The organism is Gallaecimonas sp. GXIMD4217, assembly GCF_038087665.1.
Lineage (GTDB): Bacteria > Pseudomonadota > Gammaproteobacteria > Enterobacterales > Gallaecimonadaceae > Gallaecimonas.
Genome location: NZ_CP149925.1, coordinates 2133279 through 2157945, shown reverse-complemented (window position 1 = coordinate 2157945; position 24667 = coordinate 2133279). Strand labels below are relative to the sequence as shown.

Genomic DNA, 24667 nt, shown 5'->3' with positions numbered 1-24667 from the left:
GGAGCATGGACGTGAAAAACTACATTTGCCTTGTGGTGATACTGCTCAGCGCGTGCTCGACCAATGAGGTTGAAACCCGGCTAGAAGCGCAGCGCTACAGCTTTGGCAGTGCTGTTCACTACCCGGATGGATTCGCCTTTTTGACCCCCTCAACAGTTACCGGCAAGGAGGAAGACAGACAAGCGCTGGCCTTGCTGGTCTACTCCCACCTCAAGGAGGAAAGGCCAGACGTGCCCGTGGTGCCCCTGCAGGTGTCGCTGGGCCGTATCAACAGGGCCGACCTCAGTCAGGATTACCTGCAGATGTACCACCAGTACGATGTCACCGGGTTGTTTCCGGTCTCGACATTGAACAAGCTGAGCAAGGCATTGGATGCCCGTTACCTTGTGCAGCTGAAGCTGGCCAGCTTCGAGCAATGGCAGTCCGGGCGATTCAGCGTATTCGGCCTTAGGGTGGTGCAGACCAAATACGCCAACATGCGCTTGTTTGTGCAGGTCTGGGACGGTTGGAGTGGCGATATTGCCTGGGAAGCGGTGGAAGAGGTCAATTATGCGGTCGATACCATGACCTCGGATTCCGTCACCTTCCATGATGTCGTCCGGGAAGCGGCCGCCCGGGTCATCGAACGGATGCCTCCCAACAACGAAGAAGTTATCCCGCTGCCTTCCACCGATATTGCGGTGAATGAGCCTTGAAGGCATGGATGTCGGTGATCAGCGGGTAGTCTGCAAGCAGTTCCAGATTACGGTGCTGTTCACCGTGGCTTGCCAGCAGCAGCCGGTTGGCGGTTCCTGGCTTCAAGTGTTTCTTCATGAATTTCAATAAACTGGCCCGGGTCATGGCACGAATGGCCTGGATCAGCCGCTGACGGCGGTCAAAGCGGGTATCACCATGGCCTATGGCCTGCCAGAGTCGGGTCGCCTTGTCGTGCAGGCTGGCATCGGGCTCTGACAGCTTGTGGATCAGGGCCCCCTTGGCCGCCTGCCATTGGCTTTCGCTGAGCCCTATTACCATGTAGGAAAATTCTTCGATGAAGTCGTCAATGGCATCCCTGATCTGTAAGGGCGATGCCACCGGGCTTTGTATGTAGAAGGCGAGGCCAGGGAAGCGGTGCATGGGGATCAGGCCCGTACCGACCAGATAGCCCAACTGTTGCTTGTTGCGCAGTTCCTCGAAGAAGGTGGCAGCCATCAGTTGGTTGGTGAGCATGAAGGCGGCGAACTGGCTGGGGGCCGTAGAGCTGCCCTGGTAGTAGACGACCAGGGCCGAGTCACCATGCTCCACATCGCAAAGGCGCAGGCGGCTGCCCAGGCCGCCCAGTCGCAGTACCTGCCGGCTTGGTTCGCTGGCGCTGGCCAGCGACGTCAGGCGCTGGCTGAGCCGGTGGCCTTCCTGTTCCGGCCAGTTGCCATGCATCAGCGATTCTATGTAGAGGGTGTTCTTGAAGACCTCTCTGTGGGCCAGCAACTCGTCATAGCCAATGGTTTCCAGTTCCCTGGCCAGCCTCGGGTAGCCCGGGTGGGCGGGTTGCATCAGCCGGGTCAGCTCGCCGAACAGCTGCTGTATGGGCTTTTGCTGCCGGGTATTGCGGTACTGGCGAATGAGATCCTGGCGGCAGCGGTCAAACCGCTCTCTGGAGGGGAATTGCTGGAAGAGGGTATCCAATAAGGTGTCCAGCAACACTTCCTGGTGGCCGATCAGGCCGCCGAGCTGCAGGGTGAAACCTGCCTGCTGGGGGTAGAGGTTCCAGTGCAGGCCGGCCAGCTCGGCATCGTAAAGCAAGGGGGTGAGGCTGTCGGCACTCATATCCAGCCACAACCGGGTCAGGGCGATGGCCCTGGGGGAAGCGGTGGCCAGGGTGCTCTCCATGGCCAAAAAGATCTCCCCCTTGGGCATGACGAAGTCGCCGTCCTGGTGATGCCAGAGCCTCAGGCTCGGCGTGTCCACCAGCAGGCTGGGATTGGCCTTGCCGCTCAACACCGCATGGCAGGCCGGTGGTTGGCCCATGAAGGGATTGGCCTTGGGCAGGCTCAAATCGGGCCAGCCCTGGGGCTGAGCCAGTCGGGCCCGCCATTCCTGTGGCAGGGGGCCACAACCGAAGGGGGTGTCGTACCAGGGCGCTTCCCTGTCGCAAGTAGCTCTGTCGGACACATGGCCGACCCTCAGGTTGTCCAGCCGCATCAGCTCCAGCCAATGGCGGATCTGCTGCTCCTTGAACTCGGCCATCACGAAATCGCCATAGAGGGCATCGTCCGGCGCATAGCTGTGCAGGTTCACCGCCAGGTGGCTGGAAAACTCCATGGGTTGGGTCACTTCCAGGTGCCTGAAGGCCTGTTCGGCCATATGGCTGCGCTCTTCATAGCGCCAGCGCTCAACACCCTGATCGCGGATCAGCTGCAGGTAGGCCAGCAACTGCTCAAGAATGTCCGGGATATGGTCCTCGCCTTCCTCGGTCAGCAGGAACTGCACCGAAAATTCCCGGAAGTGGGCGCCACTGACGCCACCGCCGGCGGACAGCTCCTCCACCCAGCCCTGCCTTCGCAGGCGGCTCAGCAGGCTGTCGGGCCCCTCGTGACCAAGCAGGTGGCTGATGAAGGTCAGCGGCTTGGTCCTGTAGTGCCGTTTGGCGGACGGCAGTGAAAAGGCAGCCACCAGGCGCCGGCTTTCCTTGAAAGGCCTGGCCTGGACCAGCATCGGCAGCTGGCCATCCCTGTAGAGAGGGATATCGGCACCCGGTATGGGCGCTCTGGCGGCATCGGACACCCCGGTGAAATATTGCCTGGCCCAGGCGCCCAGCTCGCCGATGGACTGGGGGCCATAGAGCACCAGGGTCATGCCCTTGGCCACGTAATAGGTATCGAAGAAGGCCCTGGCCTCGGCGGCCAGCCGTTCGGGTTCACCGGCCAGGGTCTCCAGGCTGCCCACCGAGAACTGGCTGAAGGGGTGGTCGGGGTTAACTACCGATTTGTGGACCTGGTAGAGGCGGCGGGTGTCGTCCTGCAGCTTGAGCCGGTATTCGGCGTCTATGGCGTGGCGCTCCTTGTCCACCGCTTGTGGGGAGAACAGCGGACAGACAAAAAAGCGGCTGAAGCGATACAGGGCCTCGGCAAACTGGTGCGGGGCCACTTCCAGGAAGTAGCTGGTGAACTCGGTGCCGGTCCAGGCATTGTGCTGGCCGCCATGGCGTTGGATGAACTGCTGGTATTCGCCGCTGCCCGGGTGTGTCTCGGTACCCATGAACAGCAGGTGTTCAACGAAATGGGCCAGGCCCTGGCGCTCCCTGGGATCACAGAAGTGGCCGGCGTTCACGGCCACCGCGGCGGCAGCCCTGGTGGCCTTGGGATCCTCCACCACCAGCACCTTCAGGCCATTGTCGAGGGTCAGGTGACGGTAAGTGCGGTGGTCAAAAGGATTTTTGTGCACGCTGGGCTCGCTCCGATCGCGGTCTCACTATTATGTATGGCCAATTGACAATTGGAAACCGGCCGGGCATTGAGTAGACTTCGCCGCCAGTTGTTAGAGGGAGGTTGGCATGCAGGTTCTGATCATGAGACACGGCCAGGCGGTGCCCCAGGCGCCCAGTGACGCCGAACGCAGCCTGACGGCCCGGGGCGAGGAAGAAGCCTGGGCCCAGGGCAACTGGTTGAAGTCTCAGGGCCTGGTTCCGAGCCGCCTCTTTGTCAGCCCCTACCGGCGTACCCGCCAGACCGCGGCCCAGGTCGGCGCCGCCTTTGCCAATGTTGAGCCCGTCACTCTCGACGAGCTGACCCCAAGCGGCAACCTGCAGGCCGTTACCGATCTGATCCACGGCTACCTGGGCAGCGACGAGACCCTGCTGCTGGTGTCACACATGCCGCTGGTGGCCTACCTGGTGGAGGCGCTGGTACCAGGCCAGGCCCCGCTGGCCTTCGCCACCGGCCAGATCATCTGGTTGCAGGAAGAGCAGGGCCGGCTGCGCATCCAGGCCCAGCGCCTGCCGTCACTGGGCTAACTCCAGCAGGATCAACAGCGCGCCCTGGCCGCCGAACTCCCGTGGCGCCGAATGCATGGCCTGTACCTTGGGGTGCTGGGCCAGCCAGGCCGGCACCTTGCGCTTGAGGGCGCCGGTACCGATGCCGTGCATCACGCAGCAGCACAGCACATGATCCTGTATGGCCCGCTCAATGAGCGCCGCCAGCTCCACCTTGGCCTCTTCCCGGCTCATGCCGTGCAAGTCCAGGGTCATTTCCGGGTAGTAGTCGCCCCGCCTGAGCTTCTTCAACTCGCCGGTGGACACGTCCTCGCGTACATAGTTGGGCCAGCCCTCGGCAAAGAGGGGCTCGAAATCGTCCGAGAAGTAGAATCCGGCCTGGCGCTCGGCCCGCTGACGCAGCTGTTGGCGCGGCTGGGCAGGGCGTCGCCTGGGCGCCTGGGCTATGGTATCCTGCGCCATCGGTTTGATGCCGGCCACGGCATCCCGAAAGAGCTCTTGCTCGTCGGCGCTCAGTTGCGTCTTCTTCATGGGGCGGTATTCTACCTCAGCACTTGCAGCACTGTCATAGCACAGCCATCGGAGGCCTTTCTTGGACAAGATTTTTCTGGATGAAGCGGTAAACGAGCTTCATACCATTCAGGACATGATCCGCTGGGCGGTCAGCCGTTTCAACGCCGCCGGTATCTACTACGGCCATGGCACCGACAATCCCTGGGACGAGGCCGTGGCCCTGGTGCTGTCCACCCTCTACCTGCCCCACGACGTGGATGCCGACACCCGCCACGCCAGGCTGACCAGCTCCGAGCGCCAGCGCATCGTCGAGCGGGTCATGGTGCGTATCCAGGACAGGGTGCCCGTGCCCTACATCACCAACGAGGCCTGGTTCTGCGGCATGCCCTTCTACGTGGACGAGCGGGTGCTGATCCCCCGCTCCCCCGTCGGCGAGCTGATCGAAAACCGCTTCTCGCCCTGGATGGACGGCCGCGAGGTGACCCGCATCCTGGACTTGTGCACCGGCTCCGGCTGCATCGGCATCGCCTGCGCCCACTACTTCCCGGAAGCGGAAGTGGACATCACCGACATCTCCAGGGACGCTCTGATCGTTGCCGAGCGCAACATCGAAGAGCACGGCATGCTGCACCAGGTGACCCCCATCCATTCCGATCTGTTCAAGGCCCTGCCGGAAGGGGAGCTCTACGACGTCATCGTCACCAACCCGCCCTACGTGGACGCCGAGGACATGGGCGATCTGCCCGACGAGTACCAGCACGAGCCGGCCCTGGCCCTGGCCGCCGGCAGCGATGGCCTCAAGCTGGTCAACCGCATCCTGGCCAATGCGCCGCGCTACATGAAGGACGGCGCCATCCTCATCTGCGAGGTGGGCAACTCCGAGATCCACATGGATCACCAGTACCCGGATCTGCCCATCACCTGGCTGGAATTCGAACGGGGCGGCAGCGGCGTCTTCATGATCAGCAAGGAAGATCTGCTGGCCCACGCCGACACCTTCGCCCTCTACAAGGACTGAGCCATGGCCGGAAACAGCTTCGGTGAACTCTTTCGCGTCACCACCTTTGGTGAAAGCCACGGCCCGGCCCTGGGTGCCATTGTCGACGGCTGTCCTCCGGGCCTGGCATTGAGCGAGGCGGATCTGCAGCGCGACCTGGACCGGCGCCGCCCCGGCAGCTCCCGCTACACCACCCCCCGCAACGAGCCGGATCAGATCAGGATCCTCTCCGGGGTCTTCGAGGGCAAAACCACGGGTACCCCCATAGGCCTTTTGATCGAGAACACCGATGCCCGCTCCCGTGACTACGGTGACATCGCCCAGCTGTTCCGGCCCGGCCACGCCGACTACGGCTACCACCACAAGTACGGCCACCGCGACTACCGCGGCGGCGGCCGCTCCTCGGCCCGGGAGACCGCCATGCGGGTCGCCGCCGGCGCCATCGCCAAGAAATGGCTGGCCCAGCACGGCGTGACCGTCCGCGGCGCCATGGTCGGCATGGGCGACATCGACGTGCCGGTGCTGGACTGGGACCAGGTGGAGCAGAACCCCTTTTTCAGTGGCGACGCCGGCAAGCTGGAAGCACTTGATGCCCTGATCCGCGATATCAAGAAGGAAGGGGACAGCATAGGTGCCCGGGTGCTGGTAGAAGCCTGCGGCGTACCGGTGGGCCTGGGTGAGCCGGTGTTCGACCGCCTCGACGCCGACATCGCCAAGGCCATGCTGTCCATCAACGCCGTCAAGGGCGTGGAGATCGGCGACGGTTTCGAGTCCAGCCGCCAAAAAGGCAGCGAACACAGGGACGAGCTGACCCCGGACGGCTTCTTGTCCAACCATGCCGGCGGCATCCTGGGCGGCATCAGCACCGGCCAGGTGATCAGTGTGCACATGGCCCTCAAGCCCACCTCCAGCATCAAGGTGCCGGGCCGCACCATCAACGTCGCGGGCGAGCCTGCCGAGGTGGTCACCCGGGGCCGTCACGATCCCTGCGTGGGGATCCGCGCCGTGCCCATCGCCGAGGCCATGCTGGCCCTGACCCTGATGGACCACTGGCTCCGCCATCGGGGACAAACCGGCCGCAATTGAGTCGTATGAAGCACAGTTACCAGGATCTGATCCGCCTTTTCGACCACTGTTTCTTCGAAAGCCACAACACCCGCCTGATCAAGGGCGGGGACGAGCCCATTTACCTGCCGGCCGGCCAGGGTGTCGACCATCACCAGGTGGTATTCGCCCACGGCTACTTCGCCTCGGCCCTGCACGAGGTAGCCCACTGGTGCATCGCCGGTGCCAAGCGGCGGCAGCTGGAGGACTACGGCTACTGGTACTGCCCGGACGGCCGTGACGCCGAGCAACAGGCTCGGTTCGAGAAGGTGGAGATCAAACCCCAGGCCCTGGAATGGGCCTTTTCCGCCGCCGCCGGCTTCCGCTTTCGGGTCAGCACCGACAACCTCAACGGCGCCGAGCCGGATCGCATCGGCTTCACCAACAAGGTGCGTGAGCAGGCGCTGACCTACCTGGAGCAGGGCTTCCCGGCCCGAGCGGCGGCCTTTATCGATGCCCTGTGCAGCCATTACCGCACCGGCCCCCTGACCGCCGAACACTTTCCCAAGGAGACGCCATGAGGCTGGGACTCATCATCAATCCCGTGGCCGGTGTCGGCGGCGCCGTGGCCCTGAAGGGCTCGGACGGCGTGGTGGAAGAAGCCCTGGCCAGGGGCGCCGTCAAGCAGGCCAATGCCCGCACCCGCACCGCCCTGGAGGCGCTGCTGCCCCTGAAGGATCGCGTTCAGTTCCTCACCGCCAGTGGTGAGATGGGCGCCGACCTCCTGGCCGAACTGGGCTTTTCGTTCGAGGTGGTGCACCAGACCCCGGCAAAGACCAGCGCCCAAGACAGCCGCCTGGCGGCCCAGGCAGTGCTGGACGCCAGGGCGGAGCTGCTGCTGTTCGCCGGTGGCGACGGCACCGCCCGCGATATCTGCGCCGTGGTGGACGACGCCATGCCGGTGCTGGGCATCCCCGCCGGCTGCAAGATCCACTCCGGCGTCTACGGCATCACCCCCAGGGCCGCCGGCGAGCTGGTGGTGTCATTGCTCAAGGGGGAGCTGCTGACCCTGGCCGAGGCCGACGTCATGGACATCGACGAGGCGCAGTTCCGCCAGGGCGTGGTACGGGCCAGGCGTTTCGGCGAGATGAAGGTGCCCATGTCGCTTCGCTACGTGCAGGCGGTCAAGCAGGGCGGCCGGGAATCCGATGAGCTGGTGCTGGCCGACCTGGCCGCCGACATCATCGAACGCATGGACGACGGCATCCGCTTCGTGATGGGCTCCGGCGGCACCGTTGCCGCCATCATGGAAGAGCTGGCTCTGCCCAACACCCTGCTGGGGGTGGATCTGCTGGAAGACCAGCAGCTCATCGGCTCGGACCTCACCGAGGCCGAGCTTTACGAGCAGATCAAGGGCCGCGACGCCCGGCTGGTGATCACCCTCATCGGTGGCCAGGGCCACCTGTTCGGCCGCGGCAACCAGCAGCTCAGCCCCAGGGTGATCCGCGCCATCGGCCGCCACAACATCCTGATCGTGGCCAGCAAGCGCAAGCTCCAGGCCCTGGCGGGCCGGCCGCTGCGCATCGACACCGGCGACAGCACGCTGGACCGGGAGCTGGCCGGGATCTACCCCATCATCACAGGTTATCGGGATCTGGTCATGTACCGGGCCGCCGATCCCACGGAGGAATGACAATGGCTTACGACGCCTTTTTGGAAAATGCCCAGACCGAGCTGGATCAACTGGTGGTCACCGGCAGTGACGACGAGCTCTTTGCCAGCGGCTACCTGCAGGGGCACCTGTCCCTGGTGAGCGGCCACTACGAGCTGGAAGTGGAGCAGCCGGAGCTTGCCGAGCTGAAGAATCGGGTCCAGGCCAGCCTGGAACAGGCCATCGCCAAGGGCGAGCTGAACGAGCAGGATCAGCAGCTGGTTATCGGCCTCTGGCAGCGGCTCTGCGCCTGAGCTGCCACCAGCATATCCTGATGGGGCGTTAAGCCTCGCTTATTGGTTGCTCACCAACTGCGCTTGGCCTGCCTTGTATTGGCCAGTCGATAGCTACCGGGCGCCCTAGCAGGGCGCCTGGCCTTTTTTCAGCCGCCGCAGCCAGAAGCGGTTGGGGCTGAGGGCCTCCAGCAGGGCATCGGGCACCGGCTGGGGCTCGCCGGCCATCTGGCTGACCAGGATGTCGGCAGCCAAGAGGCCGGAGGTGACACCCCGGGCGCCCAGGCCACCCAGCAGCCACAAATCGGGCAGCACAGGCTGGCGGGGCAGGGCGGCGGGATCCCTGGCCGCAAAGCCATCGTAGGCCAGGTGGCCCTCAAGCTGTGGCACCTGGCCGATCAGCGGCAGGTGATCCCTGAGCACGACGCGAATGCCCGCCTTGGCGCCCACCTTTTCCGGCTGCTCCGGCAGCCAGTCGGCATCCGGGAAGGTGCGGCTGAGCTTCTGCCAGTTTTCCTGGTCTTCTTCCTCGCGCACATCCTCGCCCCTGTCCTGGCGCACGAAGCTGGCACCCAGACACAGGGAGCCGTCCCAGCCCGGCGCCATGTAACCCTTGTAGCAGAGTACCTGCTTGAGCTGGTCCAGGCCCTGCTCGGCCTTGACCTGGCTGACCTGGCCCCGTACCGCCGACATGGGCAGCCCCTTGAGCTGCTCCATATCCAGCAGACCGCTGCCGGCGGCCAGGATCACCGTCTGGTGGCGGCCGATCACCTTGTCGCCGCTCAGCAGCTGCCAGTGCTCGCCGTCCCTTTTCAGCCCGGTGATCTGGATGCCATAGCGGCAATCCACCTGGCTGGCCTCAAGCAGGGACCTGACCAGGGCCGGTGGCTGCAGCCAGCCCGCCTTGGGGTAGTGCAGGGCCGGATAGGGCAGGCTGACGCCGGCCAGCTCGGACGCCTCATCGGGCTCCAGCCACCTTAACAACTCGGTTGGGAAGGGGCCCTTGGCGGCGATATCGCGATAGCGCTCGGCCAGCTTGTCGTCCACCGCCAGTTGCAGCACCCCGTCGAGGCCCTTGGGTATGTCCATCTCCTTGAGGCGGTTGAGGGCGTACAGGTAGCAGGCGGTAAAGAACTGGCTGAGGTTGTCGTGATCCCGATTCAGCAGCGGGTAGAGCACCCCCTGGCGGTTGCCGGAGGCGCGCAGGCCCGGCTTGGGATCGGCGCAGTAGAGGGTGCTGGCCAGGCCGCGCCGGCTCAGTTGCCAGGCGCTGGCGGCGCCGGCCAGGCCGCCACCTATGATGGCCACGTCGCTCAGATCGCCGGCCCTGGCCCGGTGCGACCAGGGCGGCAGCGAACCGGCCGAGGGCGTGCCGGTGAAATCGCCGCGCAGCATCTCCCGCTTGTGGCCGAAGCCCTTGACCTTTTCGGCCGCAAAGCCGGCGGCGATCAGGCCACGACGCACGAAACCGGCAGCGGTGAAGGTGGCGAAGCTGGCATCGGCCCTGGCCAGCCGGCCCATGGCGTCGAACAGGGCCTGGCTCCACATGTCCGGGTTCTTGGCCGGCGCAAAGCCGTCCAGGTACCAGGCGTCCACCAGGCCGCCTTGTGGGCAATGGAGCTGGGCGGTGCCTTCGGCCACGTCGCACAACCACAGATCCAGGGTTACCCTGCCGCCGTCGAACAGCAGCCGGTGGCAGCCCGGCACCAGGGGCGGGTATTGGTCGATGAGTGCCTCACTGAGCTCGGCCAGCTCAGGCCAGGCCGCCAATGCCTTGGCCAAGTCCGCCCTTGCCAGGGGAAACTTCTCGAAGCTGATGAAGTGCAGCCGGCAGTTAGGCCCCGCTTCTGCACGATGGGCCTGCCAGGTGGTCAAAAAGTTAAGGCCGGTACCAAAACCGGTTTCGGCGATGACGAAGGCGCCGCGGTGGTCCCGGAAGCGCTGGGGGAGGCCGTTGTGCATCAGGAACACGTGGCGGGTTTCGTCCAGGCCGCTGGCGTTGGAAAAGTAGACGTCGTCGAAGTCGTCGGCCACCGGGGTGCCGTGCTCGTTGAAATGGATCCGGGCGCTCTTGATACTCACTACTGTCGTCCGCTGGGGCCAAAGGGGCTATTTTAACGGCTGTGGCCCTGAAAGCCGACCACTTGTTACGGGCGCTTTGGTTAACATGGCGCCAGCGCGAAAGCGAAGGAATTGATTTCTAAGAGAGGCAACATGAAACGCGTCGTGATCACCGGTCTGGGTGTGGTATCCAGCATCGGTAACAATGCAGAAGAAGTTCTGGCATCCCTGAAGGCGGGCAAGAGCGGCATTCGCCGTTCCGAGCAGTTCGCCGAGATGGGCCTGCGTTCCCAGGTTTGGGGCGACATCAAGCTGGACATCGCCGAGCACATCGATCGCAAGCAGCTGCGTTTCATGGGCGAGGCCGCCGGCTATGCCTACATTTCCATGCAGCAGGCCCTGGCCGATTCCGGCCTGAGCGAAGAGCAGATCTCCAACCCCCGCGTCGGCCTGGTGGCTGGCTCCGGCGGCGCCTCCAGCAAGAACCAGGCGGTCGCCGTGGACACCCTGCGTGAGAAGGGCGTCAAGCGGGTCGGTCCCTACATGGTGCCCCGCACCATGTCCTCCACCGTTTCCGCCTGTCTGGCCACTCCCTTCAAGATCAAGGGTGTCAGCTACTCCATCAGCTCCGCCTGTGCCACCTCCGCCCACTGTATCGGCCATGCCGCCGAGCTCATCCAGCTGGGCAAGCAGGACGTGGTCTTTGCCGGTGGCGGTGAAGAGGTCGACTGGACCCTGGCCATGATGTTCGACGCCATGGGCGCCCTGTCTACCAAGTACAACGACAACCCCGAGCTGGCCTCCCGCACCTATGACGCCGACCGTGACGGCTTCGTCATCTCCGGTGGCGGCGGCATGGTAGTGGTTGAGGAGCTGGAGCACGCCCTTGCCCGTGGCGCCACCATCTACGCCGAGATCGTCGGCTACGGCGCCACCTCCGACGGCTACGACATGGTCGCTCCCAGCGGCGAAGGCGCCGTGCGCTGCATGCAGCAGGCCATGGCTACCGTCGAAGGCAATATCGACTACCTGAACACCCACGGCACCTCCACCCCGGTGGGTGACGTCAAGGAGCTGGCGGCCATCCGTGAAGTGTTCGGCGACCAGACCCCGGCCATCTCCGCCACCAAGGCCATGACCGGCCACGCCCTGGGCGCCGCCGGCGTTCATGAAGCCATCTACAGCCTGCTGATGATGAAGCACGGCTTCGTGGCCCCCAGCGTCAACGTCGGCAGCCTGGACGAGAAGGCCGAGGGCATGGACATCGTCACCGAGGCCCGCGAGGCCCAGCTCAACCAGGTGATGTCCAACAGCTTTGGCTTCGGTGGCACCAACGCCTCCCTGGTACTGAAACGCTACCAGGGCTGACTTTCCCTGTGGTGAGCAAGAGAGGGCTTCCCGAGGGAAGCCCTTTTTTATGGCTCTGTTTTGTGAAAGGACAGGCACTTTCAGTACACTGTGGCAAAAGTCCGGTGACAGTCCTAATGCATATACTTGCCGATGGCCTCATGCCCCTGGTGGAGGCGCTCTTTTCCCACTTTGCGACGGTGGAACGTTTCGATGGCCGCCAGCCTCCCGCCGACGCCCTGGCCAGGGCCGATGCGCTGCTGGTGCGTTCGGTGACCCGGGTCGACGAGGCGCTGCTCAGCCAGGCCCACAACCTCAGTTTCGTGGGCACCGCCACCATAGGCACCGACCACCTGGACTTGCCCGCCCTCAAGCGGCGCGGCATCGCCGTCAGTGCCGCCCCGGGCTGCAATGCCGATGCCGTGGCCGACTATGTGCTGAGCGCCACCCTGAACTGGCTGGCCCTGAGCGGCGAAGAGCCCAGGGGGCTGACCGTCGGCGTGGTCGGGGTCGGCAATATCGGCTCAAGGGTGTCTAGACGGCTAAACGCATTAGGGTTTAGAGTACTGCACTGCGATCCGCCCCGGGCCGAGCGCGGCGAGCTGGACTCCACGGACCTGGCCGAACTGCTGCCCCAGGTGGATCTGCTGACCCTGCATGTGCCGGGCGGCGCGGGCACCCGGGCCATGATCGGCCAGGAGCAACTGGCGCTGCTGCCCCAGGGGGCCCTGGTCATCAACGCCAGCCGCGGCGACGTGATCGACGGTACCGCCCTCAAGGCCTGGCTGGTCGCAGGCCGGGGCCAGGCGGTGCTGGACGTGTTCGAGAACGAACCCGACATCGACCTTGAGCTTCTGGAGCTGTGCTGGCTGGCCACGCCCCATATCGCCGGCCACAGCATCGAAGGCAAGTATCGTGGCACCTGGATGCTCTACGAGGCCTGCTGCGAACATATGGGGCGGCTGGTGTCCGGCAGCCTGGAACAACACCTGCCCGAGCCGGCCGTACTGGGGGTGACCCTGGGCCAGGGCGCGGAGCAGCTGAAGTCCTTGACCGCCCTGATGCGGCTGGCCTACGACATCCGCGACGACGACCACTGGTTCCGCCAGGGGCTGGCGGCCGGACAGACATTCGACGCCCTGCGCAAGGCCTACCCCAAGCGCAGGGAACTGGGGGCCATCAAGGTATGGTCCGACAACAAGGCACTGGAGCCGCTGCGGGCATGGGGCCTGCAGCTGCAGCACTAAGAGGTAATGATGAGTATCAATGTCGCCATCCTCGGCGCCAGCGGCGCCGTCGGGGAAACCCTGCTCGAACTCCTGGAAGAACGTCACTTCCCGGTCAATGAACTGCACCTGCTGGCCAGCAGCCGCAGCGCCGGCCAGACCAAGGAATTCAAGGGCAAGACCCTGGAGATCCAGGACGTGGCGACCTTCGACTGGTCCCAGGTGGAACTGGCCTTCTTTTCCGCCGGTGGGGCCGTGTCCCGGGAATACGCCCCCCAGGCGGCCGATGCCGGGGTGCTGGTCATCGACAACACCTCCGAGTTCCGCTACGAGCCGGACGTGCCCCTGGTGGTGCCCGAGGTGAACCCCCAGGCCATCGCCGATTACCGCAACCGCAACATCATTGCCAACCCCAACTGCTCCACCATCCAGATGCTGGTGGCCCTCAAGCCCATCCACGAAGCCTTCGGCATCCACCGCATCAATGTGGCCACCTACCAGGCCGTATCCGGTGCCGGCCGCCGGGCCATGGAGGAGCTGGCCAAGCAGACCGCGGCCCTGCTCAACGGCCGCCCGGCCGAGGCCGACGCCTTTGCCAAGCAGATCGCCTTCAACTGCCTGCCCCAGGTCGATGCCTTCCAGGACAACGGCTACACGCGGGAGGAGATGAAGATGCACTGGGAGACCCAGAAGATCCTCGACGAGAGCATTGCCGTCAACGCCACCTGTGTGCGGGTGCCGGTGTTCTACGGTCACGCCGAGGCCGTTCACCTGGAGACCCACAGGCCCATGGACGTGGGCGAGGCCAAGGCCCTGCTGGCCCAGGCCCCGGGCGTGGTGCTGATGGAAGACCTGGAGCTGCCCACCCAGGTCACCGAGGCCGCCGGCCACGACGAGGTCTACGTGAGCCGGGTGCGCCAGGATCTCAGCCATCCCCATGGTTTAGATCTCTGGCTGGTGGCCGATAACGTCCGTAAGGGCGCCGCCACCAACAGCGTGCAGATTGCCGAGCTCTGGCTCGAGCAGTACCGCTGAGCAAAGGCCGCCAATAGGCGGCCTTTTTGTTTAGTCATCACTGGTGTCAACGCAGCGCCTTGATTATGATACTTTTCGTTAACGGACTACGATAAATCACAATTAGAACCGGCTCAGGATAGCCTGAGGAATAATGATGAAATTATCCAGGATTGCTGCCTCCATCCTGGCCATGGGGATCTGTGGCCAGTCGCTTGCGTTGGAGCTGGGAGAGCTGAGCGTCAGCTCCGCCATCAATGAACCCTTCAAGGCCAAGGTCGAACTCTTGGGACCGGAAGCGCTGGATCCCAGCAAGATCCGCGTCGAACTCTCGGCCCGCCAGGCCTTCGAACCCAAAGGGCAGAAATTCACCCTGAGGGTGGATGATATCAGCGTACAAAGTGGCCGCCGCTACATGACGGTGGTCGGCAACGACGCCGTCGATTCGCCCTTCGTGTCGCTGTCCATCGAGATCCGCGGCCTGCCCGAGGGCAGCGTCAGCAACGAATACGATCTGCTGCTGGACGACGATCCGGCCAACCGCATCCCGGTGCTGCCCCAGGAGGGCGCCTTCGACGGCAGGACGGGTGCCGTCATCTCCGGGGATCAGCTCAAGAGCGATGAACCCGGCGCCGAGGTCTATGGCCCCATTTCACCCTCGGACACCCTGTGGAGCATCGGCAACCAGCTCAGGCCCAACAGCAGCGTCACCGTCCACCAGACCATGGTGGCCATCCACCAAAAGAACCCCAACGCCTTCGTGTCCGGCGATATCAATCGCATGGTCAAGGGCGCGGTGCTGAGGGTGCCGACCCTGGCGGAGGTCGAGGCCGTGGACAGGGATGAAGCCCGTGCCTTCTTTGTCAGCGGCGCCAGCAAGGGCCAGACCGCATTCAGACCCAGCAGCAAGGCGCCCAGCGAATTCACCGTGACCGAGGTGCCGAGAGAGCCGGCGCCGAGCCAGCCCAGGGTCAGCTCCCCCGCCAAGGTGGACGGTAACCTGCTGCAGGACAAGCTCAACGAGCAGTCCCAACGCCATGCCGACGAGGTCAGGCGCCTGCGTGATGAACTGGCCACCTCTACCCGCAACCTGGAAGAGGTGCTGACCGAGAACCAGCAGCTGCGCAGCCGCCTCAGCCAGCTCACCGAAGACATCGACAGCCTGCAGCAGCAGCTGGGCGACGAAGCCAAGCTGCAGGCCGAACTGCGAGAGGTGATTGCCGAGCAGAACCGCAAGCTGAGCCAGCAGGCGTCCACTACAGGCGGTTCCGGCAAAGGCAGCTTCCTGGACGAACTGTTGAACTCCACCTGGGGTTTGATCACCCTGGCCACCATTCCCGGCCTGCTGCTGCTGGGCCTGCTGTTCGCCTGGCTGCGCCGCCGTGGCGGCGACGAGGCCGAAGTGCAGCAGAGCAGTGGTGGCAGCCTGGCCGATCGTCTGGTTAACGGCGACAGGCAGGCCGTTGAGCCCGAGCCGGTTGCCGCAGCCGCAGCCGCCGCCGAGCAGGAACCGGCCGAAGATGACAGCCAGGCCGAGGAGGAGGAAGACTTCGCCATCCGCCTTGATGACGACGGCGACCTGGACGACTGGCTGGAACAGGAGCAACAACAGCAGGACCAGAACCTGGTCGAGGCCGAAGCCATGCTGGAGCATGAAGCACCGGCCGAACAGCAGGCCGAGGTGGCTGAGCAGAGCGACGATGCCCTCGACAGCCTGCTGGACGATGCCGATGCCCTGTTGAGCAAGGAAGAACAAGGCGCCGCCAGCGAGCTGCCGGAAGCCGCGGAGGACATCGACAGCCTGTTTATGGATGCCGACGCCCTGCTGAAGGAAGAGTCCGAGCTGCCCAGTGCCGAGAAGGCCGATGCCGCCGCGCAAGACGAGGACTTCGATGCCCTGCTGGCGGACGCCGATGCGCTGCTGCAGGGTGAATCCGAAGCCCAGCCGGAGCCGGCAGCGGCCGAGGAAGAGGATTTCGATGCCCTGCTGGCGGACGCCGATGCGCTGTTGCAGGAAGAAACCGAAGCCCAGCCCGAGCCGGCGGCGGCCGAGGAAGAGGACTTCGATGCCCTGCTGGCGGACGCCGATACCCTGCTGCAGGAAGAAACCGAAGCCCAGCCCGAACCGGCAGCCGAGGAAGACGACTTCGACAGCCTCTTTATGAGCGCTGAAGCGCCCAAGGAAGCCGAGCCGGCACTTGAGGAAGTACAAGCGGCCCAGGCCGAACCGGCTGCCGAGGAAGACGATTTCGACAGCCTCTTTATGAGTGCCGAAGCGCCCAAGGAAGCCGAGCCGGTACTTGAGGAAGAGCAAGCGGCCCAGGCCGAGCCGGCAGCCGAGGAAGACGATTTCGACAGCCTCTTTATGAGTGCCGAAACGCCCAAGGAAGCCGAGCCGGTACTTGAGGAAGTGCAAGCGGCCCAGGCCGAGCCGGCCGCCGAGGAAGACGACTTCGACAGCCTCTTTATGAGCGCTGAAGCGCCCAAGGAAGCCGAGCAGGAGCAAGAGGCCCAGGCCGAACCGGCAGCCGAGGAAGACGACTTCGACAGCCTCTTTATGAGCGCCGAAACGCCCAAGGAAGCCGAGCAGGAGCAAGAGGCCCAGGCCGAGCCGGCCGCCCAGGAAGACGACTTCGACAACCTGCTGGTGGCTGCCGATGAGCCGGTCACGACCGAGGCTCAGGAAGAGGGGCTCAGCGAAGAAGCGGCCATCGACAAGCTCCTGGGTGAAACCACGGCGCCGACCATCGCCGACGCCTCCCAGGCCAATGACAGCCACCTGGGCGGCAATATTCTGGACTTTGATGCCGCGCACAAGGACAAGGTTGAACAGCAACAGAGCCAGGTCGCACCGGACGATGCCACTGCCATGGCCTTCGAGGCACCGCAGACCAATATGGCGACCGAGCGCCAGGACCAGTTCGACATGCCGACCATGGAGTTCGATGGTGATTTCGGCCTGGGCACCAAGGCGGAGCAGCACGACGAACTGGACGCCCTGCTGGCCGAGGAGCAACCGGAGCAGGCCGAGCCGGAACAGGATCTGTCCGCCCTGACCAAGGCCCTGGTCGAGGAGGAACAGGCGGAGGAGAGTGCCGGCCTTGATAGCGAGTTGGACGCCGAGCTGGCCGGCCTGGATCTGGGCCAGGGCGAGCCGCAAGGCGAAGAGAATGCCTTTGAGCTGGACGACAGCCTGGTGGCGCTGAGTGCCGATGATGCCCTGGACGACCTGGTGAAATCGGAACAAAGCCAGCCAGGCGCAGAGGTGGAGCTGGACGATTTCGATGCTCTGCTGGCCGAAGCCGAGCAGGAACTGGCCTCGGGCAAGGAAGCGGTCAAGGGCGACTTCGTTGAGATCGATGAGCTGTTGGCCGACAGCGACAAGGACCTCAGCGAAGAGGATCCCTACCAGTCCTGGGACATGGACCTGGATATGGCCAACTACCAGGAGCTGGTCAAGAGCCAGGGCGATGCCGAAGCCGACCAGAGCTATGCCTCCAAGCTGGATCTGGCCAGGGCCTATATCGAGATCGACGATCTCGACAGCGCCCGGGAGCTGCTCAACGACGTGCAGCAGCATGGCTCCAATGACGAGCAGGCCGATGCGGCCAAGTTGTTGGCCAGGTTGAAGGGCTAAGGCCTTAATCCGGTAGCAAAGCGGTGGCAGTGCCACCGCTTTTTCTTTATGGCTATAATGCGCGCCCGGTAAAGTGAAAAGGGTAATGGCATGCGGATCGCACTGGGCATCGAATACGACGGTGCCAGGTATTACGGCTGGCAGCGTCAGCGGGAAGTGGACAGTGTCCAGGAGCGCCTGGAAAAGGCCCTGAGCAAGGTGGCCAATGAACCCATAGAGGTGTTCTGCGCCGGTCGCACCGACGCCGGCGTCCATGCCACCGGCCAGGTGATCCATTTCGACACCCAGGCCAGCCGCAAAGAGGTGGCCTGGACCCTGGGCGTTAACTCCAACCTCCCCGACGACATCGCCGTGCGCTGGGTAAAGGAGGTGGAGCCGGACTTCCATGCCCGCTTTTCTGCCACCGCCCGCCGATACCGTTACGTGATCGCCAACCAGCGCTTCAGGCCCGGCATCCACCGCCTGGGCATCACCCATTTCCACCAGCCCCTGGATCACGACGCCATGCATCAGGCCGGCCAGCTGCTGCTGGGGGAGCGGGATTTCTCCAGTTTCAGGGCCATCCAGTGCCAGTCCAACAGTCCCAACCGCAATGTGATGCAGCTGGACGTCTACCGCTTCGGCCACTTCGTGGTGGTGGACATCGAGGCCAATGCCTTCCTGCACCACATGGTGCGCAACATAGTGGGCACCCTGTTCAAGGTGGGCACGGGGGAAATGATCCAGGAGCAGGTGGCCGAGCTGCTGGCGGCCCGGGATCGCAACCTGGCACCGGCCACGGCGCCCTCCCACGGCCTCTACCTGGTGGACGTCACCTACCCGGAGCACTTCCGGCTGCCCAAGGCGCCGGTAGGCCCGCTGTTTCTGCCCGATCCCAGGGATGCCTAGGAGCGGCCGGTAGGACCAGTTTTTGGTATTACCGCTCCCGTCTTCTATGCTTTAATGTCATGAGTTTTAAGGTATTACCTGAAAAAGCCGGCCAACGCCGGCTTTTCTCTCATGGTCCCACAGAGGCGTTTCATGAGCTGGATTGAAAAGATTTTCACCAAAACCAAAACCATTTCTCCCCGTCGCAAGAACATCCCGGAAGGGGTCTGGGCCAAGTGCGCCAGCTGTGATCAGATCCTCTATCACGCTGAATTGGAAAGGAATCTCAAGGTGTGTCCCAAGTGCGACCACCATATGCGGATCTCCGCCCGCGACCGCCTGGACGGCTTCCTGGATCAGGGCGGCCGCCAGGAACTGGGTGGTGAGCTGGAGCCCCAGGACATCCTGAAGTTCCGCGATTCCAAGAAATACAAGGACCGCATCGTCGATGCCCAGAAGAAGACCGGCGAGAAGGATGCCCTGATCGTGCTCAAGGGCCAGCTCAAGGGCCTGCCCGTGGTCGCCTGCGCCTTCGAATTCGACTACATGGGCGGTTCCATGGGCTCCGTGGTCGGTGCCCGTTTCGTGCGTGCCGTTGAGGAGTGCCTCAAGGAGAACCGGGCCCTGATCTGCTTCTCCGCGTCCGGTGGTGCCCGCATGCAGGAGGCGCTGATGTCGCTGATGCAGATGGCCAAGACCTCCGCCGCCCTGGCGCGCCTGAGCGACAAGGGCCTGCCCTTCATCTCGGTGCTGACCGATCCCACCATGGGTGGTGTCTCGGCGTCCTTCGCCATGCTGGGCGACATCCATATTGCCGAGCCCAAGGCGCTGATCGGTTTCGCCGGGCCGCGGGTCATCAAGCAGACGGTGCGCGAGGATCTGCCGGAAGGCTTCCAGCGGGCCGAGTTCCTGCTGGAAAAGGGCGCCATCGACATGATCGTCGACCGTCGCCAGCTCCGTGATACAATCGCCAGACTGCTGGCCAAACTCATGGGGCAGGCCTCCGTCGAAGACGTCGCCTGAGCGAATGACCGAACATCATGATGCCAGCCAGTCCCTTGCGGACTGGCTTTTTCGTATTGAAACCCTGCATGGCACCGACATCGAGCTGGGCCTGACCCGGGTGCGCCAGGTGGCCGAGCGCCTGGGCCTGTTGCCCCTGGACAGCAGGGTGCTGCTGGTGGGGGGCACCAACGGCAAGGGCAGCACCTGCGCCATGATGGAGCAGATCCTGCTGGCCGCCGGTCACGACGTGGCGGTGTTTTCCTCGCCGCACCTGATCCGCTATACGGAACGGCTGCGCCTGAACAGCGAGGAACTGCCCGCCGCCGAGCATTGCCAGGCCTTCGAGGCCGTTGAGGCGGCCCGGGGCGACATTTCCCTGACCTATTTCGAATTCTCGACCCTGGCCGCGCTCTGGCTGTGCCGTCGGCACAAGCCCGATGTGGTGATCCTGGAAGTGGGGCTGGGCGGGCGCCTGGACGCCACCAACATCGTCGATGCCGACGTGGCCGTGGTCACCAGTATTGATATCGATCACCAGGCCTTCCTGGGCGACTGTCGCGAGGGTATCGCCCGGGAAAAGGCCGGGATCTGCCGCCCCGGCCGGCCGTTGATCTGCGGCGAGCCGGATGCCCCAGCCAGCCTGGCAGAAACGGCCCGGGATGTGGGCGCCAAGTTGCTGCAGGTGGGCCGGGATTTCAGCTACCGCCTGGACGGCGAGCAATGGGGTTTCAGCGGCGCCCGGGAGCGGCGGGCACTGCCGCTGCCCAGCCTGCCCCTGGCCAATGCCGCCACCGCCCTGGCGGCACTGGATGCCCTGGGCATTGCCCTGCCAGACGACGCCGTGTCCCTGGGCCTGGCCAAGGCCGGCCTGCCCGGGCGCCTGCAGGTGTGGCAGGAGAAGCCCCTGGTGCTGCTGGATGTGGCCCACAACCCCCATGCGGCCCGTTACCTCAACGCGCGACTGCGGACCAAAAAAGGGCAGGGCAGGGTCATCGCCGTCTGCGCCATGCTGGCCGACAAGGACATGGCCGGCACCCTGTCCGAACTGGATTGCATCGACCGCTGGCTGCTGGCCGAGCTGCCCAGCACCCCCAGGGCCGCCAAGGCCGGGGAGCTGGCGGCGCTGCTGCCACCCGATGATGTGGCAGGGTGTTTCGCCAGCGTCGGCCAGGCCCTGGAGCAGGCCCTGGCGCTGGCCTCGGCAGAAGACGTGGTGATCGTTTTTGGTTCCTTTTACACTGTGGCCGATGTCCTGGCCGCGAAGGGAGATTGATGGTGTCGAGCCCAGTCAAAAACCGTATCGTTGGCACCCTGGTGCTGCTTGCCCTGGGGGCCTTGATCGTGCCGGAACTGCTCAGGGAGCCCGAGACGCCCACCCCGGAGCAGTTCGAGGTGATCCCGCTGCGCCCTGAGCTGGGTGAGGTGCCCGCCGCCAAGACCTTCCCGGCCGACTCCCCGGCCGCCGAGCTGGAGCTGCCCGCCGAGGTGGCCGCCGTCGACGACGGTGAGGAGCCACAGGCAGACGACAAGGATACTGAAGCGCAGCTGCCGCCGGCCCCGGCCGGTTTCGATGACAGCGCCTTTGCGGTGCAGCTGGGGGCCTTCAAGAACCACCAGGCGGCGGCCGAGCTGGTCGAAAGGCTGAGGCAAGGAGGCTACAAGGCCTTCCGCCAGCAAAGCGGCGGCTTGTCCCGGGTTTTCGTCGGGCCGGAGCTGGACAGGGGCAAGCTGGAGCTGATGCTGCCCAAGCTCAACGGTTATTCCGGCCTCAAGGGGCGGATCGTGCGCTACGAGCCCCTGAACAACTGATGCGTATCCTTTTGCCGGCACTGTCTGTTAGAATACGCGCCCGAATCAAGCCAATCGTTTGCGCCATATCATGATCTGGGTCGACTACGCCATCATCGCCATCATCTGTGTCTCCACCGTGATCAGCCTGGTCCGGGGATTCGTCCGTGAGGCCATGTCGCTGGTGATCTGGGTGGCGGCCTTTTTCGTCGCCAGCCTCTTCTACCAGCAGCTGGCAGCCCTGCTGACCGGCCTGTCCGATCCCCTGCTTCGTAATGGCGCAGCCATAGCACTGCTCTTCATCGCCACCCTGGTGCTGGGCGGCCTGCTCAGCTACATCATCGGCCAGCTGGTCCACAAGACCGGCCTGTCCGGCACCGACCGGGTGCTGGGCATGGTGTTCGGCGCCCTGCGGGGCGTACTGGTGGTGGCGGCACTGCTGTTCGCGATGGACAGCTTTACGACCCTGTCATCCGCGCCCTGGTGGAAGCAATCGCTGTTGATCCCCGAGTTTGGCGTGGTGATCGAATGGTTCTTTGACTACCTGAAATCCAGCTCCAGCTTTTTGCCGAAAAGCTGAGTTGCTACGTAAGAGGAAGTTCACATGTGTGGTATCGTCGGTATCGTCGGCAAGTCGCCGGTCAACCAGGCCATCTATGACGGCCTGACGGTGCTTCAGCATCGCGGTCAGGATGCGGCTGGCATTGTCACCATTTCCGACAACACCTTCCGTCTGCGCAAGGCCAATGGCCTGGTCCGGGATGTGTTTGAAGCGCGTCATATGCAGCGGCTGAGTGGCAACATCGGTGTCGGCCATGTCCGTTACCCCACTGCCGGCTCCAGCTCAAGCGCCGAGGCGCAGCCCTTCTATGTCAACTCCCCCTTTGGTATTGCCGCCGCCCATAACGGCAACCTCACCAATGCCAAGGAACTCAAGGAGAACCTCTTCAAGGAGGCGCGCCGCCACATCAACACCACCTCTGATTCGGAGATCCTGTTAAACGTTTTCGCCCATGCCCTGGAGAAGACCCAGGCCTACCGATTGAGCCAGGACGATATCTTCAAGGCGGTGGCCGAGGTGCACCAGAAGTGCCGTGGCGCCTACGGCTTCATCTCGGTGATCATCGGCCATGGCATGGTGGCCTTCCGCGATCCCTACGGCATCCGTCCCCTGGTGCTGGGCAAGAAGCAGGCGGAAGACGGCAGCGATGAATACATGGTGGCCTCCGAAAGCGTGGCCCTGGACGCCGTCGGCTTCAGCTTCCTGCGCGATCTGGCGCCCGGTGAAGCCGTGTACGTGACCGAGGGGGGCGAACTCTACACCCAGCAGTGCGCCGACAACCCCACCCATTGCCCCTGCATCTTCGAATATGTCTATTTTGCCCGCCCCGACTCCTTCATAGACGGTGTCTCCGTTTATGGTGCCCGGGTGCACATGGGCCGCAAGCTGGGCGAGAAGATCAAGCGCCAGTGGCAGGATCTGGACATCGACGTGGTGATCCCCATCCCCGAGACCTCCTGCGACATCGCCCTGGAGATCGCCGGCGTCCTGGGCCTGCCGTATCGCCAGGGCTTCGTGAAGAACCGCTACATCGGCCGTACCTTCATCATGCCGGGCCAGACCCAGCGCAAGAAGTCGGTGCGTCGCAAGCTCAATGCCATCAATGCCGAGTTCAAGGGCAAGAACGTGTTGCTGGTGGATGATTCCATCGTCCGTGGCACCACCTCGGAGCAGATCATCCAGATGGCCAGGGAAGCAGGCGCCAAGAGCGTCTACTTCGCCTCTGCTGCCCCGGAGATCCGCTTCCCCAACGTCTACGGCATCGACATGCCCACCGCCAACGAACTGATCGCCCATGGCCGGGAAGTGGACGACGTCTGTGCCCAGATCGGTGCCGACGGCCTCATCTTCCAGGACATCCAGGATTTGGTGGCGGCGGTACGGGAAGAAAACCCGGCCATCCACCGCTTCGAGACCTCGGTCTTCGACGGTGACTATGTCACGGGTGATGTCAGCCAGGCCTACCTGGACAGGCTGGATCAGGAGCGCTCGGACAGTGCCAAGCACAAGAAGTCGCAGTCCGAAGAGCCCAACCTCGAGCTCCACAACGAAGGAGCTTGAATGAAAAAGGCAGCCAAGCGGCTGCCTTTTTTCTTACCAGGGCCCCATCAGGTAAACATGGGACCCAGGCCCATGCCCCAGAGGATGGCGGTGGCGGCCAGTATGCCCACCAGCAGCACCAGGCCGACGGTGACCAGCGAGCTGGCATAGATGAAGCCACGCTCTTCCGGGATATGCATCAGGATGGGCACCCCCGTATAGAGCAGGTACACCGAATAGGCCAGGCCGGCCAGGCCCACCAGCATGATGAACCAGGGCTCCGGGTACAGGGAGGCAAAGCCCACCATGAACAGGGGCGTGGCGGTATAGGCGGCCAGCTCCAGGGTCTGGGTGAAGCTCGGATTGGAGCCAAAGGTCTGCGCCATCCACTTGGCCAGGTAGGCCAGCAGGAAGACGCCGGCGATCAGCGCGAAGTACATGGCGATGCTTATCATCAGGGCGCTGTTGACGGTCAACAGCACGGGCTCGCCCACTCCAATGCGCCAGCCGATGAAGGCCGAGGAGTAGAAGCCGCACAGGGACGGGATCAGGGCGATGATCATGATATGGGACAGGCTGTAGAGCAGGCTCTCATGGCGCTCGTCGATGCTGTGCCACTCGTCTTTCGGGTGGGCGTAGAGGCCCCAGAGATGGTTGAGTATCATAATGGTATCCCTTTGAAATAACGACTAATTCAACTGCAAACTCCCCTTGCATGACTGCTGGCATGCGATGAGCAAAAACACTCACCTTGATTAGAACTAAAGTGTAATAAATATGTTAAGTCAAGGTTTAAATGATGTTTTCTGGAGCCGTCCGGGCCGTTCTGTGCCTGCTGCTTAGTGCCTGTGCCCAGACCCCCAGGGCCCCGAAAGCGCTCCTTCAAGCTGGCCTACCAGGGCGACATGGCGGCAAGTCGCCAGGCTTTGGCCCAGGCCCGGCACTTGATGCCGGCAACTCCCCATGCCGACATCGAAAGGGGGAGCAACTGCTGGCGCTGGCAAGGCAGGACGAGGCCGAGCGTCACTTCACTAAGGCCCTGGCCGGTGACTAAGGGAGCCGGCCATCGCAGTGCCTGTATGCACCTGACCAAAACCCTAAAGAATAGAAGAAGATAGGCGTTGTTGTTGAATAAGATGACGGTTCTGAGAAA

At 63.9% G+C, this 24667-nt stretch carries 21 protein-coding genes; 17 read left to right on the top strand and 4 right to left on the bottom strand.

What is annotated here, in order from left to right; genetic code table 11:
- Positions 1 to 5 precede the first annotated feature (5 nt).
- Positions 6 to 695: a hypothetical protein gene (locus WDB71_RS10580; protein ID WP_341501554.1), complete on the top strand. Its 690-nt coding sequence runs from the start codon at positions 6 to 8 to the stop codon at positions 693 to 695.
- On the opposite strand, the gene WDB71_RS10575 is transcribed toward WDB71_RS10580, so the two are convergent.
- The gene (locus tag WDB71_RS10575) at positions 652 to 3423 is read right to left on the bottom strand and encodes an insulinase family protein (RefSeq protein WP_341501553.1); all 2772 of its coding nucleotides are present in this window, start codon (positions 3421 to 3423) and stop codon (positions 652 to 654) included. The two genes, WDB71_RS10580 and WDB71_RS10575, sit on opposite strands and share 44 nt — an antisense overlap.
- 109 nt (positions 3424 to 3532) lie before the next feature.
- On the opposite strand from WDB71_RS10575, the gene sixA reads away from it, so the two are divergent.
- On the top strand, positions 3533 to 3991 hold the full coding sequence (gene sixA / locus WDB71_RS10570; RefSeq protein ID WP_341501552.1) for a phosphohistidine phosphatase SixA: 459 nt from the start codon (positions 3533 to 3535) through the stop codon (positions 3989 to 3991).
- Here the strand turns inward: sixA and smrB are convergent.
- Entirely contained in the window at positions 3980 to 4501 is a 522-nt protein-coding gene (smrB, locus tag WDB71_RS10565; protein WP_341501551.1) for an endonuclease SmrB, read from the bottom strand. The two genes, sixA and smrB, sit on opposite strands and share 12 nt — an antisense overlap.
- 61 nt (positions 4502 to 4562) lie before the next feature.
- On the opposite strand from smrB, the gene prmB reads away from it, so the two are divergent.
- Genes prmB through WDB71_RS10540 form a run of 5 tightly spaced genes read left to right on the top strand, consistent with a single transcriptional unit; the run spans position 4563 to position 8489 of the window.
- Positions 4563 to 5501, top strand: a complete 939-nt coding sequence (gene prmB / locus WDB71_RS10560) for a 50S ribosomal protein L3 N(5)-glutamine methyltransferase (RefSeq protein ID WP_341501549.1) — start codon at positions 4563 to 4565, stop codon at positions 5499 to 5501.
- Positions 5502 to 5504: 3 nt separating this feature from the next.
- Positions 5505 to 6566: a chorismate synthase gene (gene aroC, locus WDB71_RS10555; RefSeq protein WP_341501548.1), complete on the top strand. Its 1062-nt coding sequence runs from the start codon at positions 5505 to 5507 to the stop codon at positions 6564 to 6566.
- A 5-nt stretch (positions 6567 to 6571) separates the two neighbouring features.
- The gene (locus tag WDB71_RS10550; RefSeq protein ID WP_341501547.1) at positions 6572 to 7105 is read left to right on the top strand and encodes an elongation factor P hydroxylase; all 534 of its coding nucleotides are present in this window, start codon (positions 6572 to 6574) and stop codon (positions 7103 to 7105) included.
- Positions 7102 to 8217, top strand: a complete 1116-nt coding sequence (locus WDB71_RS10545) for an ATP-NAD kinase family protein (protein WP_341501545.1) — start codon at positions 7102 to 7104, stop codon at positions 8215 to 8217. The genes WDB71_RS10550 and WDB71_RS10545 overlap by 4 nt, the downstream gene beginning before the upstream one ends.
- A gap of 2 nt (positions 8218 to 8219) precedes the next feature.
- Positions 8220 to 8489: a YfcL family protein gene (locus WDB71_RS10540; protein WP_341501544.1), complete on the top strand. Its 270-nt coding sequence runs from the start codon at positions 8220 to 8222 to the stop codon at positions 8487 to 8489.
- Positions 8490 to 8594: 105 nt separating this feature from the next.
- On the opposite strand, the gene mnmC is transcribed toward WDB71_RS10540, so the two are convergent.
- The gene (gene mnmC / locus WDB71_RS10535; RefSeq protein ID WP_341501543.1) at positions 8595 to 10550 is read right to left on the bottom strand and encodes a bifunctional tRNA (5-methylaminomethyl-2-thiouridine)(34)-methyltransferase MnmD/FAD-dependent 5-carboxymethylaminomethyl-2-thiouridine(34) oxidoreductase MnmC; all 1956 of its coding nucleotides are present in this window, start codon (positions 10548 to 10550) and stop codon (positions 8595 to 8597) included.
- Positions 10551 to 10682: 132 nt separating this feature from the next.
- Between mnmC and fabB the strand changes: the two genes are divergently transcribed.
- From fabB to purF, 10 genes are all read left to right on the top strand, one after another.
- Positions 10683 to 11897, top strand: coding sequence for a beta-ketoacyl-ACP synthase I (fabB, locus tag WDB71_RS10530; RefSeq protein WP_341501542.1), 1215 nt, complete (start codon positions 10683 to 10685; stop codon positions 11895 to 11897).
- 116 nt (positions 11898 to 12013) lie between these two features.
- Positions 12014 to 13123, top strand: a complete 1110-nt coding sequence (locus WDB71_RS10525; protein WP_341501541.1) for a 4-phosphoerythronate dehydrogenase — start codon at positions 12014 to 12016, stop codon at positions 13121 to 13123.
- 6 nt (positions 13124 to 13129) lie between these two features.
- Entirely contained in the window at positions 13130 to 14137 is a 1008-nt protein-coding gene (locus WDB71_RS10520) for an aspartate-semialdehyde dehydrogenase (RefSeq protein ID WP_341501540.1), read from the top strand.
- A 136-nt stretch (positions 14138 to 14273) separates the two neighbouring features.
- Complete coding sequence (locus WDB71_RS10515; RefSeq protein WP_341501539.1) at positions 14274 to 17753, top strand: FimV/HubP family polar landmark protein; 3480 nt, start codon at positions 14274 to 14276, stop codon at positions 17751 to 17753.
- A 90-nt stretch (positions 17754 to 17843) separates the two neighbouring features.
- Positions 17844 to 18641 (top strand): tRNA pseudouridine(38-40) synthase TruA, encoded by a 798-nt coding sequence (truA, locus tag WDB71_RS10510; RefSeq protein WP_341501538.1) that lies wholly within the window; start codon positions 17844 to 17846, stop codon positions 18639 to 18641.
- 132 nt (positions 18642 to 18773) lie between these two features.
- Positions 18774 to 19643 carry an acetyl-CoA carboxylase, carboxyltransferase subunit beta gene (gene accD / locus WDB71_RS10505; protein WP_341501536.1) on the top strand — a complete coding sequence of 290 codons (870 nt, stop codon included), beginning with the start codon at positions 18774 to 18776 and terminating at the stop codon, positions 19641 to 19643.
- Between the two features lie 4 nt (positions 19644 to 19647).
- Entirely contained in the window at positions 19648 to 20898 is a 1251-nt protein-coding gene (gene folC, locus WDB71_RS10500; RefSeq protein WP_341501535.1) for a bifunctional tetrahydrofolate synthase/dihydrofolate synthase, read from the top strand.
- Between the two features lie 2 nt (positions 20899 to 20900).
- The gene (locus WDB71_RS10495; RefSeq protein WP_341501534.1) at positions 20901 to 21434 is read left to right on the top strand and encodes an SPOR domain-containing protein; all 534 of its coding nucleotides are present in this window, start codon (positions 20901 to 20903) and stop codon (positions 21432 to 21434) included.
- Between the two features lie 70 nt (positions 21435 to 21504).
- Entirely contained in the window at positions 21505 to 21993 is a 489-nt protein-coding gene (locus WDB71_RS10490) for a CvpA family protein (RefSeq protein WP_341501533.1), read from the top strand.
- Between the two features lie 24 nt (positions 21994 to 22017).
- On the top strand, positions 22018 to 23535 hold the full coding sequence (gene purF, locus WDB71_RS10485; RefSeq protein ID WP_341501531.1) for an amidophosphoribosyltransferase: 1518 nt from the start codon (positions 22018 to 22020) through the stop codon (positions 23533 to 23535).
- Positions 23536 to 23582: 47 nt separating this feature from the next.
- Here purF and WDB71_RS10480 read toward each other — a convergent pair whose 3' ends face one another.
- On the bottom strand, positions 23583 to 24179 hold the full coding sequence (locus WDB71_RS10480; protein WP_341501530.1) for a Yip1 family protein: 597 nt from the start codon (positions 24177 to 24179) through the stop codon (positions 23583 to 23585).
- Positions 24180 to 24667 lie beyond the last annotated feature (488 nt).

Coding starts and splice junctions, on each gene's coding strand:
- WDB71_RS10480 (WP_341501530.1), bottom strand. CDS start 24,179: ATGATACTCAACCATCTCTGGGGCCTCTACGCCCACCCGAAAGACGAG.
- accD (WP_341501536.1), top strand. CDS start 18,774: ATGAGCTGGATTGAAAAGATTTTCACCAAAACCAAAACCATTTCTCCC.
- folC (WP_341501535.1), top strand. CDS start 19,648: ATGACCGAACATCATGATGCCAGCCAGTCCCTTGCGGACTGGCTTTTT.
- WDB71_RS10515 (WP_341501539.1), top strand. CDS start 14,274: ATGAAATTATCCAGGATTGCTGCCTCCATCCTGGCCATGGGGATCTGT.
- WDB71_RS10545 (WP_341501545.1), top strand. CDS start 7,102: ATGAGGCTGGGACTCATCATCAATCCCGTGGCCGGTGTCGGCGGCGCC.
- WDB71_RS10520 (WP_341501540.1), top strand. CDS start 13,130: ATGATGAGTATCAATGTCGCCATCCTCGGCGCCAGCGGCGCCGTCGGG.
- WDB71_RS10580 (WP_341501554.1), top strand. CDS start 6: ATGGACGTGAAAAACTACATTTGCCTTGTGGTGATACTGCTCAGCGCG.
- purF (WP_341501531.1), top strand. CDS start 22,018: ATGTGTGGTATCGTCGGTATCGTCGGCAAGTCGCCGGTCAACCAGGCC.
- WDB71_RS10550 (WP_341501547.1), top strand. CDS start 6,572: ATGAAGCACAGTTACCAGGATCTGATCCGCCTTTTCGACCACTGTTTC.
- WDB71_RS10490 (WP_341501533.1), top strand. CDS start 21,505: ATGATCTGGGTCGACTACGCCATCATCGCCATCATCTGTGTCTCCACC.
- sixA (WP_341501552.1), top strand. CDS start 3,533: ATGCAGGTTCTGATCATGAGACACGGCCAGGCGGTGCCCCAGGCGCCC.
- fabB (WP_341501542.1), top strand. CDS start 10,683: ATGAAACGCGTCGTGATCACCGGTCTGGGTGTGGTATCCAGCATCGGT.
- truA (WP_341501538.1), top strand. CDS start 17,844: ATGCGGATCGCACTGGGCATCGAATACGACGGTGCCAGGTATTACGGC.
- aroC (WP_341501548.1), top strand. CDS start 5,505: ATGGCCGGAAACAGCTTCGGTGAACTCTTTCGCGTCACCACCTTTGGT.
- smrB (WP_341501551.1), bottom strand. CDS start 4,501: ATGAAGAAGACGCAACTGAGCGCCGACGAGCAAGAGCTCTTTCGGGAT.
- WDB71_RS10540 (WP_341501544.1), top strand. CDS start 8,220: ATGGCTTACGACGCCTTTTTGGAAAATGCCCAGACCGAGCTGGATCAA.
- WDB71_RS10525 (WP_341501541.1), top strand. CDS start 12,014: ATGCATATACTTGCCGATGGCCTCATGCCCCTGGTGGAGGCGCTCTTT.